Below are 17,241 nucleotides of genomic sequence, written 5' to 3'. Positions count from 1 at the left end.
AAGAAGCCTGGACCATGGTCTATTCAGCGGCAATGAAAAAGGCGGTGGGGCTCCTGCGTTCGACCCTTGAAGGGGAGGGCCTGGGCCTGCAGGATCAGCGGTTCGCTCATCACGGGGTGCATCAGCCCGATCAGGATGCCCCATTGATTCTGGTGGCCTGCTCGGGAGGCCGGGATTCCTTGGCCCTGGCCTGTGCGGCCCACCTGGTGGCCGACATGACCGGGCTGCGGTGCGGTGCCCTGCTGATCGATCATGGTCTGATGCCTGATTCGGATCAGGTCGCAGAGCGTGCGGCTGGAACCTGCCGGAAGCTGGGATTGGATCCGGTCCGCGTCACCAGAGTGGATGTACCGGTCACCTCGGCCGGCCCTGAGGCCGATGCACGTGCAGCCCGCTACCAGGCGCTCTCCGAACAGGCCCTCAAGCTGGGGGCCAAGGCCGTCCTTCTGGCGCACACTCGTGACGATCAGGCTGAGACGGTGCTGATCGGACTGATTCGCTCACAGGGGCTGGAGGCCATCACCGGCATGGCTCGGCGTGTGGAGCGTGGGGGAATGCGTTACCTGCGTCCCTTTCTGGACCTGGACCGGAAGGATACCACGGCTATTTGCCGGCAGCAGGGGATCGACTGGTGGGATGACCCTACTAACGGCGATGATCGACCGGCTGATTCCACGCTTCCCGAGACGCTGCCGCTGCGCTCGCGGATCCGCCACGACCTACTGCCCGCCTTGAATCGCTTCGCTGGTCGGGACATGGCCCGCCGCCTGGCCCTTGGCGCCGATATGGCCCGTCTGGATCAGGATTACTTGGACACCCAGGTCGATGGGTTGTCCCAGCGGCTGGTCACCCGCCCCGATTCGGACCAGAGGGCCAAAGGGGTGCTGGCCCGCTTGGATGCCCACGGATTGGCCGACTGCCATCCGGCTCTGCGCACCCGCTTGCTGGCCCAGGTACTGAGCAAACTGGGCATACGGTTCACAGCCGTGCAGGTCCGGGCCCTGGATGATTTGGTCTGCCGATGGCACGGCCAGCAGGGCCCCCGTTTTCCCAGCTCCCATACAGCAATCCGTAAGGGTCAAGTCATTCTCATATGCAATGATGGAGACCATGCGCATCGCTGATATTCAATCCCATATCGACCATGAACTAGTGTCCAAGGAACGGATAGAAGAGCTGATCAACCGGACGGCCGAGCAGGTCAGCCGGGATTACCGGGGTAAGAACCCGATCATGCTGGCCGTGCTCAAGGGGGCTTTCAACACGCTTGCCGCCCTCTCACAGGCCGTCACCATTCCGGTTCAGATCGAGTTCATGAGCATCTCCAGCTATCCGGCAGGCAAGACCAGCGTTTCTGAGGGAGACCTGGACATCAGGATGGATCTGGACTGCGATGTGCGCGGTCGGCATATTCTGATCGTTGAGGATATTATCGATTCCGGCTACACCTTGCACTGGTTGGTTGAGCATCTCAAGGAGCGAGGGGCTGCATCGGTGGAGATTTTCACTCTGCTGGACAAGACTTCGCGACACGAGGTCGAGGTGGATGTCAAGTATCCAGGGTTCGCCATACCCGACGAATTCGTTGTGGGCTTCGGGCTGGATTACGACGAGCAGTACCGTAATCTGGACTCGATAGCCGTACTCAGGTCCGAGGAATACATGGACCCGACCCAGGAACAGGATCATCAGGATCAGGGGGAGCAGTCATGAGCTACTCGCAGGGACCGCAGCAGGGTCCGCCCAATGGGGGCAAGGACAACGGCGACAAGGGCAACAACCCCTTCAACTTTAACCTGGGCAACAACGGTTCTGGCCCCAATGGGGGCAACCGCCCCTTCTGGCGTTCCCCCTGGCTCTGGGGGATTCTGGCCGTGGTCATCATCCTAGCCATCTTCGGCTTCTTCAGCAGCCAGAACGGCGCACAGACCATCGACACCCAGGATGGCCTGGAGCTGCTGAACGACCGCAGCAGCATGGTCAAGAAGGCCGAGATCACCGAGAAAATGCAGGTCGTCGAGCTCAAGCTCAATAGCGACTTCGTCAAGGATGTGCCCGGCTTCCGCGGCAACCGCACCTCCAAGAACTTCGGCAAGGACGTGCAGTTCTACTACGTGGAGGCCCAGGGGCAGCAGGTGGTCAAGGCCGTAGAGAAGGCCAAGCCCTCCGAGGGGTACAACTCGGTGGTGCCGCAGACCAGCATGATGAGCTACCTGATTTCCTCCATCCTGCCCATGCTGATCATTTTGGGAGTCTTTTGGTTCCTGCTTTCGCGCATGTCCTCGGCGGCCGGCGGCGGCATGTTCGGCATGGGGGGCAAGAAGAACTCCGCCAAGCTCAGCGACGGGCAGACCCCCAAGACCAAGTTCTCGGACGTGGCCGGCGAGGAGGCCGCAGTCCAGGAGGTGGAGGAGATCAAGGAGTTCCTCAAGGATCCCTCCAAGTACAAGGCCCTGGGTGCCCGCATACCCCGTGGCGTCCTGCTCTATGGTCCCCCTGGAACCGGCAAGACCCTGCTGGCCAGGGCCATCGCCGGTGAGGCCAGCGTGCCCTTCTACTCCATGGCAGGCTCTGACTTCGTCGAGATGTTCGTTGGTCTGGGCGCCTCTCGAGTGCGCGACCTGTTCGATGAGGCCAAGAAGAACGCGCCGGCCATCATCTTCATCGATGAGATCGATGCTGTGGGCGGCAAGCGCGGCTCCGGCATGAGCGGTGGCCATGATGAGCGCGAGCAGACCCTGAACCAGCTGCTGGTGGAGATGGACGGCTTCGACAATGACACCAACCTGATCATCATTGCAGCCACCAACCGTCCCGACATTCTGGATCCGGCCCTGCTCAGGCCCGGCCGGTTCGACCGCCAGGTAGCCGTGGAAGCTCCTGATCTGGAGGGCCGTGAAGCCATCCTCAAGGTCCATGCCAAGGGCAAGCCTTTCGTGCCTGACGTGGATCTGCACACTGTGGCCGTGCGGACGCCCGGCTTCACCGGTGCCGACTTGGCCAACGTGCTCAACGAGGCTGCTCTGCTGACTGCGCGTTCCGATGCCCAGCTGATCGACAACCGGGCCATCGACGAGGCCATCGACCGCGTGCTGAGCGGACCTCGGCGGCGGACCAAGGGCATGGCTCTGGCCGAGATGCGCAACACCGCCTACCATGAGGGCGGCCACGCCATGGTGGCTGCGGCCCTGCACCACACCGACCCGGTCACCAAGGTGACCATTCTGCCTCGCGGGCGGGCCCTGGGCTACACCGCGGTCATGCCCACCACAGACCGTTACTCGCAGTCCCGCAACGAACTGCTGGACCAGATGGCCTATGCCATGGGCGGCCGCGTGGCGGAGGAGGTGGTCTTCCATGACCCGACCACTGGCGCCTCCAATGACATCGAGAAGGCCACCAGCATAGCCCGGCAGATGGTCCTGCAATACGGATTCTCCTCCAAGTTGGGTGCCATCAAGTGGGCTGATGAGAATGACCAGGATGCCGGACTCGATGCCCTGAAGCCGCACAACTACTCCGAGAAGACGGCCGAGGCCATCGATGAGGAAGTCCACAATCTTATCGAGACGGCTCACGAAGAGGCTTGGCGGATCATCACTGAGAACCGTGACGTGCTGGACGAGCTTGTCCGGCAGCTCTTGGTCAAGGAGACCCTGAACAAGGACGAGCTGGCTGCGGTCTTCGCTGGCTTGCGCAAAGCTCCCGAGCGCCAGCTCTGGCTGTCTGCGCCGGATCGGCCGGACTCCGAGCAGCCCCCTGTGGAGATCCCTGAGGAGCTCAGGCGCAGCGTGAACGGGTCGTCCACAGAGGACCAGCACTGAATTCCGAATCGGCCCGGTGAAGTATATGGTTCCGGGCTGTGCGGCATCGAATGTTCCAAGGCGAGGGAGGAGCGTACATCATGGATTCCATCCGTTTGAGTTCCATCAAGGTCGCACCCCTGCACGGCCAGCAGAAGCCAGGGTTCAGCTACCAGGTCGATGCCGTCCTCTACCTGGATTTGAGTGAGGCAGGCAGGCTCAACGACGGCACTCAGACCGTGGACTATGTGCAGATTGTCCGTCGGATCGTCAATCTGATCCAAAACGAGCCGGCTGATGAGATTCTGGAATCCCTGACTGCCAAGGTGGCTGATGCCATCCTGCTCTCCCACCAGATCCGCCGCACCCGGGTCACGGTCACCCGTCTGGGTGCCGACCAGGGAACAGGGGTCGACTTTCAGGTGGGCGTCACCCTTGAGCGTGCGGCCGACGATCAGGTGGAAGGCAACCCGGCCAGCATGGAATCTGGACGAGTCAGCGGCAGCGGGAATACTGCTTTAGGGCATCCCTCCTTCCTCCTGTCTGGTCAGGCTGATGCCGGCCATGCGGCACGGGCCCGGCTGCGTCACCCTGTGACCTCCTCCACGCAGAACGGCTTGCCCTCGGATCCAGAGAATGATAGCGAAGCGCCCAGTCAGTCGCCTGTTGAGGGTGCCAAGCCGCAGGGTTTTCTGATGCGTGATGTTATTGCGCTGGAGGGAGCATCGGGAACCGACCGGTTGACTATGCTCCGTGCTCTGGCGGCTCTGGACGGGATCCCCGGCAGTCAGCTGGTCGGCATCTCGCCCCTGTATGCCTACCGGGATGATCAGGGGGATCAGCGCCTATCGGCCGTGGTTATTCTGCAGACGCCGCTGAATCTGGAGGAGCTGCGGTCGGCTCTAGACATGGTGGCAGCCCCTATCAGACAGATGGGCGGGCTGGATGCCGATGTGGTGGAGGTGGAAACCTCGGACGGCTCGCTGCTGTCTTCCCAGGACCGTCCGCCTCTGCTGACCGCCGATGCTCCCTCGCGCATTGTGACTCCCTGGGCGTATTTGGAGCCTGAACACTGTCTGCCTGGTGCTGGCGGATCCTGCCTGGCCAGCCTGGCCAACCGTGCTCCTGACCGTGACCGCATCAGCCTGGTTTCGGAGGACTGGATTCTGGACGGGCTGTCATGAGGGCCCGCCGCACGCCGCTTGTGCACTATCTGGTCGCCCTGGTCCTTGGGCTGATGGGAGGCGCCGGCATCTCGGAACTGGGCATGTCCACCAGGACGGACCTCATGGGAGTTCCCTGGCTAGTCAGCGTGTTGCTCTTCCTGCTTGGGGTAGCCATTCTGATCATGGCCTTCCAGGTGCACCGCTACGCCAAGGGAGACCGCAAGCAGATGGATCTGCGCTTCGCGGTCAACGTGCTGATCATGAGCAAGGCCATGGGCATCGCCTGCGCTGCCCTGTTGGGCTGGTACGGCAGTCAGGCCCTGATCAGCATGGGCCATGCAGCCGCGCCCTATTACACGCGGGTCATGCAGGAGTGCCTGGTCGCCTCCCTGGTCTGTCTGCTCGATGTGGTGGCGGGGGCTGTTGGGGAGTGGCTCTGTCAACTGCCCCCAGATGACGGTCCTGAGAACCCGGATCGACGCAAGTCCTCACGCAGACCCATGGCCGATGCGGCCGATACCGCTGAAAGAGCGGAGGTAAAGGCCGATTCCAGTGAAAAGCGTCACTGACCAGCCTTCAAGGCCATTGCTGAGAAATTTCTGAAGCAAGTCGGCCCGCTGTCGACCTCACTGGTGATCCCCTGCTTGGGTACAATACACGATGACCTAGTGAGCGCTCAGTCTTTGGGTACCCTGATCATGGCTTCCTGAACCATGTAGGCAGCTAGGTCACCCTGGCGGTTGTAGACCTTAGCCATACACAGGCTGCGGCCGTGGTCGGCCACTGGGGACTCCTGAATAAAGCAGTGCCAGTCGCAAGGATCCAGATCCTGATACCACCACATGGCATGGTCGATGGAGGCGAAGGAGATCCCCGGGGTGGTCATGCTCAGCCCGGCACGGCGCAGGGCGGGCTCCATCATGATCTGATCGCATTCCATGGCCAGCAGGGCCCGGCGCATCAGCGGATCCAGGTCGGCACCTCCCTGGGTGCGGCTCCAAACGGCCTGGCGGCTCCTGCTGTCATCCTCGGAATCCCTTTTGTCTGCCTCATCTGCATCATCCAGCAGGACCGTGCCGCCGACGTGGCGCATGTCGAAGGGGCTCTGATGGGCATAGTAGTCAGCGAAGGGGGACTGGTCGGCATAGGGTTCCATCAGCTCCCGGGAGCCGGGCAGGTCCTCCGGATCGGGCAGCCCCGTCGGCATTGGGTCGGCATAGCGGATGCCCTCCTGGCCGACCTGCTGGTAGGAGAGCAGAGCGTTCAGGATGGTCCGTTCCCCCTGGTGCAGATCAACACGTCTGGAGGAGAAAGAACGCCCATCTCGAATGGTCTCGACTTCAGCTTGAACGTCCTGATCCAGAAGTCCAGTGCGCAGGTAATAGGCGTGCATCGAGTGGGGCAATCGACCCTCGGGCACGGTCCGTCCGCCGGCCATGATGGCCTGGCCCAGCAGCTGGCCTCCATAGAGGCGGCCAGTGGGGAAGTCCAGCGATTTGCCCAGAAAACGGGAACGGCCATCGTCAGGCTGCTGCTCCTGCAGGTTCAGCCCAGCGATGGCCTGGGCCAGTGCTCCATCCTCAGTGCTCATGCTTCTCCTCGGCCCTCAATCCCTTGTGGTGTATTCGTTCAGCGGGTCAGCTTGCGGTGGATGCGGTGGGGCCTGGAGGCCTCCTCGCCCAGACGCTTGACCTTGTTTTCCTGGTAGGCCTGGAAGTTGCCCTCGAACCAGTACCAGGAAGCCGGGTTCTCATCCGTGCCCTCCCAGGCCAGGATATGGGTGGCGATCCGGTCCAGGAACCAGCGGTCGTGGGAGATGACCACAGCGCATCCGGGGAAGGCCAACAGGGCATTCTCCAGGCTCTCCAGGGTTTCCACATCCAGATCGTTGGTGGGCTCGTCCAGCAGGAGGAGGTTGCCGCCCTGCTTGAGGGTGAGTGCCAGGTTCAGTCTGTTGCGCTCGCCGCCCGACAGGACACCAGCTGGTTTCTGCTGATCTGAGCCTTTGAAGCCGAAAGAGGCCACATAGGCACGGGTGGGCACCTCGACGCCGCCTACCTCGATGAAGTCCAGCCCTCCGGAGACTACCTCCCAGAGGTTCTTGTTGGGGTCGATGCCCTCGCGGTTCTGATCCACGTAGGAGATCTTGACCGTGTCGCCGACTTCCAAGGAGCCCGATGTCAGTGGCTCCAGGCCCACGATGGTCTTGAAGAGCGTGGATTTGCCCACGCCATTGGGGCCGATGACGCCCACAATGCCGTTTCGAGGCAGGGTGAAGCTCAGATCGTCGATCAGGACGCGGTCGCCAAAGGCCTTGTGGATGTGCTCGGCCTCCAGCACCTTGGAGCCCAGGCGGGGCCCCGGCGGAATCTGAATCTCGGAGAAATCCAGCTTCTTGTTGTTCCGGGCCTCGTTCTCCATTTGCTCATAGCGCTCCAGGCGGGCCTTGTTCTTGGCCTGCCTGGCCTTGGGGGAGGAGCGGACCCATTCCAGTTCGGTGTTGAGCCGCTTGGCCAGCTTGGCATCCTTCTGCCCCTGGACCTCCAGACGCTTGGCCTTGGTCTCCAAGTAGGTGGAGTAGTTGCCCTGGTAGGGGTAGAGGTGGCCACGATCCACCTCGCAGATCCATTCGGCCACGTTGTCCAGGAAGTACCGGTCGTGGGTCACAGCCAGGACGGCGCCCTTGTAGGTGTGCAGGTACTGCTCGAGCCAGAGGATGGACTCGGCGTCCAGGTGGTTGGTGGGCTCGTCCAGCAGCAGCAGATCGGGTGCTTCCAGCAGCAGCCGGCATAGAGCCACCCGTCGGCGCTCGCCCCCCGAGATGACCGAGACCGGGGTGTCCGGGTCGGGGCACTGCAGGGCATCCATGGCCTGGTCCAGCTGGGAATCCAGATCCCAGCCGTTGGCGGCATCGATCTGCTCCTGGAGCTGGCCCATCTCGGTCATCAGGGCATCATAATCGGCGTTGGGGTCGGCCATCTGCTCGCCGATCTGGTTGAAACGATCCACCTTGCTCATGATGTCGCCGAAGGCCATGCGAATGTTCTCGCCCACGGTCTTGTCCTCGTCCAGCGGCGGCTCCTGCTGGAGAATGCCTACCGTATAGCCGGGGGTGAGCTGTGCCTCGCCGTTGCTGACCGTGTCCAGGCCGGCCATGATCCGCAGCAGGGTGGACTTGCCCATGCCATTAGGGCCCACCACGCCGATCTTGGCGCCGGGCAGGAAACTCAGGGTCACATCGTCCAGGATGACGCGGTCGCCGAAGGACTTGCGCGCCTTGATCATCTGATAAATGAATTCGGCCAAGAAGCTACCTCACAGAACCATAGAAAGACAGTGCAAACTGCATTCATGGTAGTGGGGACTTCTGACTTATGCGCCGGGCTGATAAGCATGGCCAGGCCGGCGGATGGCCGCCTATAAGCAAGACCTATGACCAGACCCTGGTTCTGCCGCCGTGGTCGGGGTAGCCTTGAGTCGACGTTCCCGCCCGGCATGCGCAGGTCAAGGAACGCCGGACGGGCCTTTGCCGGCTTGGGCGGGTCCCTTCCTATCGCTGTGCGCATGAGCAAAGGGGCCGTCCGCTCTATGACGGTCGCAAGGGAGTATCAATGACGGAGAAGCAGCAGCAGGGTCGGGTTTCCACATCTCATCGGTTGCGCTGGAGGCCGCTTGACATAGCGGTCGGCGCAGGCCTGGGCGCGGTGTCGGGGTTGATTTACTGGTTGGCCAGCCTGCTTGCCTCGTGGATATTCCCGCTGATGACGGCCCTTCTGCCTGGGGCGGCGGCTCTTTTGCATGGGGTCTTCTACTTTCCTTGCACCCTGTCCCTATTGATACTGCGCAAGCCAGGCGCGGCCGTCTATGTCGGCATCATCAGCGTCCTGGTCGAGATTCTGCCTGGCAACGCCTACAACGTGCCGATGATTCTGGTGGAGGCCATCGTCGAGGCCCTTTGCGCGGAACTGGCCTTCGGAATATTCCGCTACCGTCGGTGGACCCTGGGAACGACCGTTCTGGGGGGTATCCTGATAGCCTTGGTCTATAACGCTTTTCTCCTGGCCTTCTACTATCAGGGGGTCTCCCTCTTCAGCCCGAGGGGGATCATCGGCACCATCTGCGAACTGATCAGTGGAGTGGTTCTGGCTGGACTGGTCAGCTGGTTCCTCTTCCGGGCCATCGGCAGCACTGGTGCTCTGGATCGGCTGGCATCCGGGCAGGATGTCAGGCAGGTCTGAATATCGGCATCCTCGTCCAACCGACTGTATTGACCAGATGTTTATCGACTCAGTGTTTCTTGCGCATCTGTGACAGCCCGTACCGGGCAGGAAGGGTCCTATCATGGCCAAGCTTCGTTCCTACATCGCAGCAGCGGTGTTGCCACTCATCCTGGCAGCGGGCGCCTGCGGCACCTCCCAGACTTCCAAAGAAGACCGGATTGACCCTCAGGCCGCCATCAGCGTCAACAATGCCGAACCCACTGCTCCTCTGATTCCGTCCAGCACCAACGACACTGCAGGCTGGAAGGTGGTGACCCAGCTCTTCGATGGGTTGGTCACCTTCGATGCCCGAGGCGGGATGACCCTGGTTCAGGCCAAATCGATTACTCCCAATGAGGATGCCAGCCGGTACACGATCGTCCTTAAACCGGGACTCACCTTCAGCGACGGTGAGACGATCACAGCCAAGACCTATGCGGATTCCTGGTCCTTCGCGGCGAATGCAGCCAATGGGCAGCTGGGCGCCTCGGCTTTTTCGACCATCGCCGGATACGGGCAAGTGCAGGATGAGCATGGTGACCCCAAGGCTCCCCTGTCCGGTCTTCGGGTGGTTGATGACCTGACCCTGGAGGTGACCATGGACAAGCCGGATTCCTCCTTCCCCTACAAGGTGGGAGATGTGGCCTTTCTTCCCCTGCCGGCATCCGCCTATAAGGACATCAAGGCCTTCGGCAAGAAACCGATCGGGAACGGACCCTACCGCTTCAAATCATGGGTGCCCAATCAGGGGATCAAGCTGGAGAAAGATCCTGCATACAAGGGACCGCGCAAGGCTAGGAACGGAAGCCTGGAGTTCAGGGACTACCAGAGCCTCGATGCCGCCTATGCCGATGTTCAAGCCGGTCACCTGGACGTGCTTGATACGGTTCCGGTCTCTCGCCTGAAAACCTTCCATACCGATTCGGGCCTGCAGCCCTTGATCAAGCCGGGGCCGGCCTTCCGGTCCCTGACTATCCCGCAGGGCTTGCAGCATTTCCAGGGGCAGGAGGGCGCTCTTCGCCGGAAGGCTCTGTCGTATGCTCTGGATCGCGCGAAAATAGCTGACAAGGTCTTCGCTGGTACGGTTACGCCGGCCACTGATTTCCTTGCCCCCACCATCAAGGGGAATGCCTCCGACATCGAAGGCAAAGAGGTGCTGAAGCACGATCCGGACCAGGCTCGCAAACTTTGGAAGGAGGCTGATGCCATCGCTCCCTGGGAGGGCACGCTTCGCATCGCTTACAGTGCCGACGGAACCGACAAGGATTGGGTTGACGCGGTTCTGCATGCGTACGCCCAGGTTCTGGGAATCAAGACGGCACCGAATATCTTCCCGACGGGCAAGGAATTCAATACGGCGGTTCATAACCGTCAGGTCAACAGTATTTTCAACTCGGGCATCACCTCGGACTATCCCCACCCCGAAGGCTACTTGGTTCAGGGGTATGCCTCCAGCCAGGCCGATGGCAAGGGTCTGAACAATGGAGACTACAAGAGCGCCGAATATGATGCCATCCTTTCCCGTGCCGCCTCCAAGACCGATCATGACGAAGCCATGCAGGATTACCGCCAGGCCGAAGCCGTTCTCTTCAAGGACCTTCCGGTGCTGCCGCTCTGGTACAGGAAGGTCTCCGCAGTGGCTGGCAAGCAGGTTCGCCAGGCTCCTTTCGGATACATGGGTCTGCCTGTCTACAATCAGGTCACCAAGTAGGTCCGACAACCCGGATCTGGCTGATGACGAGTCGTTTTGATACCATGACTCTGGCCGGTATAAACGGCGCGGGGCCTTAGCTCAGTCGGTTAGAGCAAACGACTCATAATCGTTCGGTCCAGGGTTCAAGCCCCTGAGGCCCCACACAAGCAAGCCCCGGAACTTTCTAAGTTCCGGGGCTTAAATTCATGGTATGAATCAAGAGTTCAAGGTTTTTATCTCAGAACTGGCCTGCGTCTTCGGTGACTGCCAGTGGAATAGCGAAGGTTTTGCGCCCCGAACTTTCTTGATAGTCTTAGTAGAAGGACCTGCCCCGGCTAATGTCGGGGCTGGTCCTCTCGCCGCCTAGCTCTAGCATCCATGATTCACCGATGCACATATGTATGGCTTCACATGTAAGCCGGGGGAAAAGAGCTAGGCGCGTTTTTTATCTCGGATCATAGAGCACCCTCGGTGTATATCCACTTCTCGGTGCCCCAAGCGTGCATACGTAGACAGCCATAAGATCTGCGCATGACACAATAATCCGGAAGCGTTTCCGTAGAACCGCTAAGTATGGGAATTTATCAGGGAAAAGAATACGGGACGTGCTCGAGTCGGAGCCGTCGGCTTATGCCGGGAAACTATACGCATGTACATCTCCTCTGGGCCTGAAAATAGTTCAGTCCCTGTAGGTCCATCGTGTATACGTCCCCCGTATATCTGTTGTTAATCATACACCTTGGAGGGGGTGTGTCAAAGCTGAACAGGGCGAGCCGAGGTGCTCTGATCAGGGTCTGCAGCCGCATTGCGTATCGTATGCAAATAGCGATAGACGCTGGGGGCGGAGATCCCCAGAGCCCGGGCAACGGTATCCACCGAGCCCTTGACCAGAAAGACCCCTGACCCATTCAGGCGCATGATCAGCTGCAGTCGCTCCTGCCGGTTCATCCGTACGGGAGGAATGCCAAGATCTGCGGCGAATTCGGCAATGTTATGCGTAACTACTTCATCTGTGTTGACCGAGAGCACTTCACGGGTCGATCGGTCTGTCCCGTTCTCGGCCTCCGATTGTCCTGGTAAGGCCCTGTCGTCCTTCAGCTCAGCAGTAGGATCGGCCAGTCCCAGAGCGTCCAGATAGGCACTGGCCCGCCTGAGCTCTTGACTGGCCTGTCGGAAGGCGGAATTGTCAAAATTAATGCAGAGAAAGCCGATCACCCGTCCCCTCGAATTTCGTAAGAACAGAGTAGAGGAGACCATAGGGTGTCCCTGGACGGTGTAGCTGGTGCAGTGGGTCAGATAGTTGTGCTGGTCGTATTCGTGGTTCTGCCAGATGTGCAGGACCAGGTCAGTGGCGGGGCTGCCTATGGTGCGTCCGCTCAAGTTGCCGTTGGCGATGGCAACCACCGAATGCGAGAAATCCTTGACGCTCTGAAGCACTACTTCCGTCTTGGGTCCGAGGATTTTCCCCAGGAAGTCCACTAGCGGGACGAAAAGCTGCAGAGAAGATGAAATGGGCTTTGATGCTCTCATTCTGTCACCCCATCCACTGACTCAAGCCAGATAGTACCATCGCCGCTCTGGTATTAGACGCAGACACTCTGATGGAGCCCGCGGCTGTAGACTGGCGGAAGGTCGCTGCGAGCACATCTGCACGGGATGAGAGGTTGACTAATGACGTACGATTTCACCAGCATCATGGATAGGCACGGCAAGGACGCCATTTCGGTTGACGGCCTGGGTGCCGAGCCTGGATTCGCCCCCGACCCTCCCAAGGAGGGCTTCGATGTCATTCCCATGTGGGTGGCCGATATGAACTTCCCTACGGTGCCGACCATACCAGAGGCCATCATCGAGCGTGCCAAGCACCCGGCTTTCGGCTATTTCAATCCCACTGACGAGTACTACAATGCCATCATCAACTGGCAGCACACCCGCAATGGCGTGGAAGGCCTGACAGCTGAAGACATCGGCTATGAGAACGGGGTCCTGGGCGGGGTTGTCTCGACTTTGACCGCCTTCGCGGCTCCTGGCGATGCGGTTTTGCTCCACAGCCCGACCTACGTCGGCTTTACCTCCTGCATCGAGAACAATGGCTACCACATCGTGCACAGCCCCTTGAAGAAGGACGAGCAGGGCGTCTGGCGCATGGACTTCGAGGACATGGATCGCAAGCTCAAGGAGCACAACATCCATGTGGCGGTCTTCTGCAGCCCGCACAACCCTTGCGGCCGCGTCTGGGAGAAGTGGGAGATTGAGAAGGCCATGGAGGTATATAAGGAGAACGACTGCGTGGTCATCTCCGACGAGATCTGGTCGGATCTGATTCTGTCGGGCCACAAGCACATCCCCACCCAGTCGGTCAGCCAGGATGCCCGCAACAGAACGGCCGCCTTCTATGCGCCTAGCAAGACCTTCAACCTGGCCGGTCTGGTCGGCTCCTACCACATCATCTATAACAAGTACCTGCGCGACAGGATTGTGGCCAAGGGGTCCAAGGCCCACTACAACGACATGAACGTGCTGTCCATGCATGCCCTGATCGGGGCCTACAAGCCCCAAGGCCAGGAGTGGGTGGATGAACTCCGGCAGGTTTTGACCGGGAATGTCGACTACGCCTACGATTACATCCGGCAGCATTTCGAGGGAGTCGAGCTCGCCAAGCCCCAGGGCACCTACATGCTCTTCCTCGATTGCACGCCATGGTGCAAGAAGCATGATCTGAGCCTGGACCAGCTGTTGAAGCGGGCCTGGGATGTGGGCGTGGCTGTTCAGGATGGGCGGCAGTTCAAGGCTCCCTGTGCCATCCGCATGAACCTGGCGCTGCCTTTGAGCCGGGTCCAGGAGGCTATGGACCGTCTGGACAAGTACGTTTTCAACGCCTGAATGATACTTGAGTGGTAATAGACCCTCGCTGTGGTGCAGAACCGATCAGCGGGGGTCCATCATATGTGGGCGAATCCTTGCTGCAGACTCACTGGAATTGCATGCCGCCGTCCACGATCAGGGTCTGGCCGGTGATGTAGTCGGAGTCGTGTCCGGCCAGGAAGGCTACGGCATTGGCCACATCCTCCGGCTCAGAGAGCCGTCCCAGGGCGATGCCGTCCGAGAAGGTGGACATGCCCCACTCGTCATCCTTGCCGGCGTTGACTCCCACCTGATGAGCGATGTCCATCATCATGGGCGTCTTGACGATCCCGGGGGCGTAGGCGTTGGCGGTGATGCCCTCCTTGGCCAGATCGCGTGCAGCCACCTGGGTCAGGCCGCGGATGGCGAACTTGGTGGAGGAATAGAGCATCAGGTTTGGGTTGCCCACCACGCCGGCCTGGCTGGTGGCGTTGATGATCTTGCCTCCGTGGCCCCGATCACGGAAGGCCTGAACGGCGGCCTGCATCCCCCAGATGGTTCCTGCCACGTTGACGTGGTAGACCTTGTCGAACAACTCCGGGGTGATGGAATCGATGGGGGTGGTCGGTCCCAGGCCGGCGTTGTTGACGATCACGTTGAAGTCGCCCAGTTTGGTGGCCGTCTTCTCTACCGCCGAGCGCACCTGGACACGATCGGTCACGTCCAGGGTGACAGCCATGGCCCGTCCCTCAGATTGATTAATGGAGTCGGCCACTGCCTGGGCCTTGTCGGTGTTCATGTCCGCCACGGCCACGGCGAACCCGTCCTTGGCCAGACGGCGGGCAATGGCCTCGCCGATTCCCTGAGCCGCCCCTGTAACGAACGCCACTTCCTGCTGCATTGCTGCCCTCCTTTGTCGCCTCGCCGGGCCGGTCGGTCCGACTGTTTGATTCTAAAGGGCGAGCGGTCCGCCACACCGGTTGGCTGATTCGGCGTGTGGCGCAAGGGGGGTCGTATTCTCCCCGGGTTGCGCTAGACTATTACGCGGTTGCCGGTTCACGTCCGCCACAGGGGCGGTCGACCCGGGGCCCTTGAATCTAGGAGTAACCATGAAGCAGGGAATTCATCCCGATTATCATCCCGTTGAGGTCACGTGCTCGTGCGGCAATACCTTCATCACCCGTTCGACCGCTCCCGGCGATCATATGACGGTTGATGTCTGCTCGCACTGCCACCCCTTCTACACCGGCAAGCAGAAGATTCTGGACACCGGTGGTCGCGTGGCTCGGTTCGAAGCCCGTTACGGCAAGAGGACCAAGTAGCACTTCCAACGCCAGTCCCTTCCGGGTCGCTCTGCTATGCCCGGTGGGGACTGGCGTTTTTTATGACTTGAACCATGCGGATGAGCGGACGGGAAGGGTGTAGATGAGCGAGGAGCAGTTTCCGGCGGCGGTGGCTGCCGTCGAGGAGTACGGTCGCCTGGAAAAGCAGATGAGTCAGCCCGAAACGGCTTCAGATCCGGCGCAGATCCGCAAGTTGGGCCGCAGGCATGCTGAGCTCGCACCCATCGTTGAAGCCTACAAGGCCTATCACAGCGCCTTGGAAGACAGCCAGGCCGCCGAACAGATGGCACGGGAGGATCCTGACTTCGCGCAAGAGGCCAAGGCCATGGCTGACCGCATACCGGACCTGGAACAGGCCCTGCGCACCGCGCTTATTCCGCGTGATCCCGATGACGGCCGCGATACGATCATGGAGATCAAGGCCGGCAGCGGCGGCGAGGAGGCGGCCCTCTTCGCTGGCGATCTGATGCGCATGTATGTGCGTTATGCCGAAAAACGCGGCTGGACCACCGAGATCATGAGCGAGAACCGCACCCAGCTTGGTGGGGTCAAGGATGCCCAGCTGGCCATTCGCGCTCGCGGTCAGGTGGCTCCTGCCGATGGCGTCTGGGCTTCCCTCAAGTACGAGGGCGGCGTGCATCGGGTCCAGCGCATCCCCGTCACCGAGTCCCAGGGCCGTATTCAGACCTCAGCTGCGGGGGTCATCGTCTTTCCAGAGGCTGACGAGGACGACGACGAGATCGAGATCGACCCCAAGGACCTCAAGGTTGACATCTTCATGAGCTCCGGCCCAGGAGGACAGTCCGTCAACACCACCTACTCGGCTGTGCGCATGACCCACATCCCCACCGGCATCGTGGTCTCCATGCAGGATGAGAAATCCCAGATACAGAATCGTCAGGCCGCCTTGCGGGTGCTCAAGTCCCGTCTGCTGGCCATGAAGCACGAGGAGGAGGCCGCCCAGGCTGCCGACATGCGCCATTCCCAGGTCCGTTCCTTGGATCGGTCCGAGCGTATCAGGACCTATAACTTCCCCGAGAGCCGGATCGTGGATCACCGTACCGGCTACAAGGCCTACAACCTGGAGCAGGTCCTGGACGGCGACCTGCAGGCCGTCATCGACTCCGACATTCAAGCTGATGAGGCCCGCAGAATGGCTTCACAGGGGTGAATCAGCAGGAGCATGGGACCAGTCTGGCCGAGCTGGTTGACATGGGTCATCACTTGCTGGCCCAGGCCGGTGTGCCTACTCCGCTCAATGACGCCAGGCTGCTGCTGGCCGATGCCCTTGGGTGCGATCTGCATAAGCTGGATCAGGCTCTGCTCTTGGACCGGACAGCTGAGGAACTGTTGACGAATGAAGGTGGTCGCAGACAGGCTGGTGGTTTTCAGTCGGCGGCCCTGGAACGTTATCGGTCCTATCTGCAGAGGCGAACCGGACGCGAACCCCTGCAGTACATTCTTGGCCACGCCTACTTTCGTTATTTGGATCTCCGCCTGGGGCCGGGGGTCTTTATCCCACGTCCTGAGACCGAAACGGTGGCTCAGGCAGGTATCGATGCCTTGACTGGAGTGGATCATCCACTGGCAGTGGATCTGTGTTCCGGCAGTGGAGCCATCGGCCTGTCCTTGGCCACAGAGGTTCCAGGTGCGCGGGTTCGGGCCGTGGAGGTGGACAAGGAGGCATATCGGTGGGGTGCGTTGAATGCCGCCGCTCAGGAGGCTGCCATTCGGGAGGCTGGATCCGACTATCAGCTGCTCTTGGCTGATGCCACGGATTCCGCCGCTCTGTCTGATCTGGATGCCCATGTGGATTTGGTCATCAGCAACCCTCCCTACGTCCCCATGGATGCGATTCCTAGCCAGCCCGAGGTGCGTGACTGGGATCCGGACCTGGCCCTCTATGGCGGTTCACCCGACGGGTGCCTTGTGCCCTGCCGCATTCTGGACAGGGCCATGGTTTTGCTGGCACCCGGCGGTCTGCTGGTCATGGAGCATGACGCCTCCCAGGGGGCGGCCATGGTTGCAGCTGCACAGGAGCGAGGGTACCTGGATGCGCACACACACCGGGATCTGACTGGCCGCGACCGCTACCTGACAGCCCGACGGCCAGGGTGACGGGACGCAGATCCG

The 17,241-nt window shown here is 60.9% G+C and carries 15 protein-coding genes and 1 tRNA gene; 12 read left to right on the top strand and 4 right to left on the bottom strand.

Annotated elements, in window-relative coordinates; genetic code table 11:
* Positions 1–14 precede the first annotated feature (14 nt).
* The 5 genes from tilS to H3T92_RS02005 all read left to right on the top strand — a co-directional run bounded on the left by tilS (position 15) and on the right by H3T92_RS02005 (position 5,538).
* Complete coding sequence (gene tilS, locus H3T92_RS02025) at positions 15–1,124, top strand: tRNA lysidine(34) synthetase TilS (protein WP_144085109.1); 1,110 nt, start codon at positions 15–17, stop codon at positions 1,122–1,124.
* Positions 1,111–1,713, top strand: coding sequence for a hypoxanthine phosphoribosyltransferase (gene hpt, locus H3T92_RS02020; RefSeq protein WP_144085110.1), 603 nt, complete (start codon positions 1,111–1,113; stop codon positions 1,711–1,713). Before tilS ends, hpt begins: the two co-directional genes overlap by 14 nt.
* Entirely contained in the window at positions 1,710–3,824 is a 2,115-nt protein-coding gene (gene ftsH / locus H3T92_RS02015) for an ATP-dependent zinc metalloprotease FtsH (protein WP_101432714.1), read from the top strand. The genes hpt and ftsH overlap by 4 nt, the downstream gene beginning before the upstream one ends.
* Positions 3,825–3,904: 80 nt before the next feature.
* Positions 3,905–4,987 carry a dihydroneopterin aldolase gene (locus tag H3T92_RS02010; protein WP_198189318.1) on the top strand — a complete coding sequence of 361 codons (1,083 nt, stop codon included), beginning with the start codon at positions 3,905–3,907 and terminating at the stop codon, positions 4,985–4,987.
* Entirely contained in the window at positions 4,984–5,538 is a 555-nt protein-coding gene (locus tag H3T92_RS02005; RefSeq protein WP_101432712.1) for a DUF3180 domain-containing protein, read from the top strand. The genes H3T92_RS02010 and H3T92_RS02005 overlap by 4 nt, the downstream gene beginning before the upstream one ends.
* 107 nt (positions 5,539–5,645) lie before the next feature.
* On the opposite strand, the gene H3T92_RS02000 is transcribed toward H3T92_RS02005, so the two are convergent.
* Both H3T92_RS02000 and ettA read right to left on the bottom strand, forming a co-directional pair.
* Entirely contained in the window at positions 5,646–6,560 is a 915-nt protein-coding gene (locus tag H3T92_RS02000; RefSeq protein ID WP_198189317.1) for an acyl-CoA thioesterase, read from the bottom strand.
* Between the two features lie 38 nt (positions 6,561–6,598).
* Positions 6,599–8,275, bottom strand: coding sequence for an energy-dependent translational throttle protein EttA (gene ettA / locus H3T92_RS01995; protein ID WP_101432710.1), 1,677 nt, complete (start codon positions 8,273–8,275; stop codon positions 6,599–6,601).
* Between the two features lie 305 nt (positions 8,276–8,580).
* Between ettA and H3T92_RS01990 the strand changes: the two genes are divergently transcribed.
* The 3 genes from H3T92_RS01990 to H3T92_RS01980 all read left to right on the top strand — a co-directional run bounded on the left by H3T92_RS01990 (position 8,581) and on the right by H3T92_RS01980 (position 11,083).
* Positions 8,581–9,207: an ECF transporter S component gene (locus H3T92_RS01990; protein ID WP_144085115.1), complete on the top strand. Its 627-nt coding sequence runs from the start codon at positions 8,581–8,583 to the stop codon at positions 9,205–9,207.
* A gap of 103 nt (positions 9,208–9,310) precedes the next feature.
* Positions 9,311–10,939, top strand: a complete 1,629-nt coding sequence (locus H3T92_RS01985) for a peptide ABC transporter substrate-binding protein (RefSeq protein ID WP_144085116.1) — start codon at positions 9,311–9,313, stop codon at positions 10,937–10,939.
* 70 nt (positions 10,940–11,009) lie between these two features.
* Positions 11,010–11,083: transfer RNA gene (locus tag H3T92_RS01980), tRNA-Ile, on the top strand.
* 591 nt (positions 11,084–11,674) lie between these two features.
* On the opposite strand, the gene H3T92_RS01975 is transcribed toward H3T92_RS01980, so the two are convergent.
* A complete protein-coding gene (locus tag H3T92_RS01975; RefSeq protein ID WP_144085117.1) occupies positions 11,675–12,451 on the bottom strand; it encodes a helix-turn-helix transcriptional regulator in 777 nt (258 codons plus the stop codon).
* A gap of 141 nt (positions 12,452–12,592) precedes the next feature.
* On the opposite strand from H3T92_RS01975, the gene H3T92_RS01970 reads away from it, so the two are divergent.
* Positions 12,593–13,804 (top strand): MalY/PatB family protein, encoded by a 1,212-nt coding sequence (locus tag H3T92_RS01970; RefSeq protein ID WP_144085118.1) that lies wholly within the window; start codon positions 12,593–12,595, stop codon positions 13,802–13,804.
* Positions 13,805–13,892: 88 nt separating this feature from the next.
* On the opposite strand, the gene H3T92_RS01965 is transcribed toward H3T92_RS01970, so the two are convergent.
* The gene (locus H3T92_RS01965; protein WP_144085119.1) at positions 13,893–14,666 is read right to left on the bottom strand and encodes a (S)-acetoin forming diacetyl reductase; all 774 of its coding nucleotides are present in this window, start codon (positions 14,664–14,666) and stop codon (positions 13,893–13,895) included.
* 208 nt (positions 14,667–14,874) lie between these two features.
* On the opposite strand from H3T92_RS01965, the gene rpmE reads away from it, so the two are divergent.
* From rpmE to prmC, 3 genes are all read left to right on the top strand, one after another.
* Entirely contained in the window at positions 14,875–15,087 is a 213-nt protein-coding gene (gene rpmE / locus H3T92_RS01960; RefSeq protein ID WP_015022244.1) for a 50S ribosomal protein L31, read from the top strand.
* A 103-nt stretch (positions 15,088–15,190) separates the two neighbouring features.
* Positions 15,191–16,279 carry a peptide chain release factor 1 gene (gene prfA / locus H3T92_RS01955; protein WP_144085120.1) on the top strand — a complete coding sequence of 363 codons (1,089 nt, stop codon included), beginning with the start codon at positions 15,191–15,193 and terminating at the stop codon, positions 16,277–16,279.
* 41 nt (positions 16,280–16,320) lie between these two features.
* Positions 16,321–17,226 carry a peptide chain release factor N(5)-glutamine methyltransferase gene (gene prmC / locus H3T92_RS01950; RefSeq protein ID WP_186279345.1) on the top strand — a complete coding sequence of 302 codons (906 nt, stop codon included), beginning with the start codon at positions 16,321–16,323 and terminating at the stop codon, positions 17,224–17,226.
* Positions 17,227–17,241: the final 15 nt, after the last annotated feature.

It is taken from the genome of Bifidobacterium sp. W8112 (genome assembly GCF_016101425.1).
Classification (GTDB): domain Bacteria; phylum Actinomycetota; class Actinomycetes; order Actinomycetales; family Bifidobacteriaceae; genus Bombiscardovia; species Bombiscardovia apousia.
The sequence above is the reverse complement of the archived record's forward strand: the minus strand, read 5'-3'. Positions and strand labels throughout refer to the sequence as shown.

What these genes read in the sequence shown, in the direction of transcription:
- tilS (WP_144085109.1), top strand. Translation starts at nt 15, where the DNA reads ATGGTCTATTCAGCGGCAATGAAAAAGGCGGTGGGGCTCCTGCGTTCG.
- hpt (WP_144085110.1), top strand. Translation starts at nt 1,111, where the DNA reads ATGCGCATCGCTGATATTCAATCCCATATCGACCATGAACTAGTGTCC.
- ftsH (WP_101432714.1), top strand. Translation starts at nt 1,710, where the DNA reads ATGAGCTACTCGCAGGGACCGCAGCAGGGTCCGCCCAATGGGGGCAAG.
- H3T92_RS02010 (WP_198189318.1), top strand. Translation starts at nt 3,905, where the DNA reads ATGGATTCCATCCGTTTGAGTTCCATCAAGGTCGCACCCCTGCACGGC.
- H3T92_RS02005 (WP_101432712.1), top strand. Translation starts at nt 4,984, where the DNA reads ATGAGGGCCCGCCGCACGCCGCTTGTGCACTATCTGGTCGCCCTGGTC.
- H3T92_RS02000 (WP_198189317.1), bottom strand. Translation starts at nt 6,560, where the DNA reads ATGAGCACTGAGGATGGAGCACTGGCCCAGGCCATCGCTGGGCTGAAC.
- H3T92_RS01990 (WP_144085115.1), top strand. Translation starts at nt 8,581, where the DNA reads ATGACGGAGAAGCAGCAGCAGGGTCGGGTTTCCACATCTCATCGGTTG.
- H3T92_RS01985 (WP_144085116.1), top strand. Translation starts at nt 9,311, where the DNA reads ATGGCCAAGCTTCGTTCCTACATCGCAGCAGCGGTGTTGCCACTCATC.
- H3T92_RS01975 (WP_144085117.1), bottom strand. Translation starts at nt 12,451, where the DNA reads ATGAGAGCATCAAAGCCCATTTCATCTTCTCTGCAGCTTTTCGTCCCG.
- H3T92_RS01970 (WP_144085118.1), top strand. Translation starts at nt 12,593, where the DNA reads ATGACGTACGATTTCACCAGCATCATGGATAGGCACGGCAAGGACGCC.
- H3T92_RS01965 (WP_144085119.1), bottom strand. Translation starts at nt 14,666, where the DNA reads ATGCAGCAGGAAGTGGCGTTCGTTACAGGGGCGGCTCAGGGAATCGGC.
- rpmE (WP_015022244.1), top strand. Translation starts at nt 14,875, where the DNA reads ATGAAGCAGGGAATTCATCCCGATTATCATCCCGTTGAGGTCACGTGC.
- prfA (WP_144085120.1), top strand. Translation starts at nt 15,191, where the DNA reads ATGAGCGAGGAGCAGTTTCCGGCGGCGGTGGCTGCCGTCGAGGAGTAC.
- prmC (WP_186279345.1), top strand. Translation starts at nt 16,321, where the DNA reads ATGGGTCATCACTTGCTGGCCCAGGCCGGTGTGCCTACTCCGCTCAAT.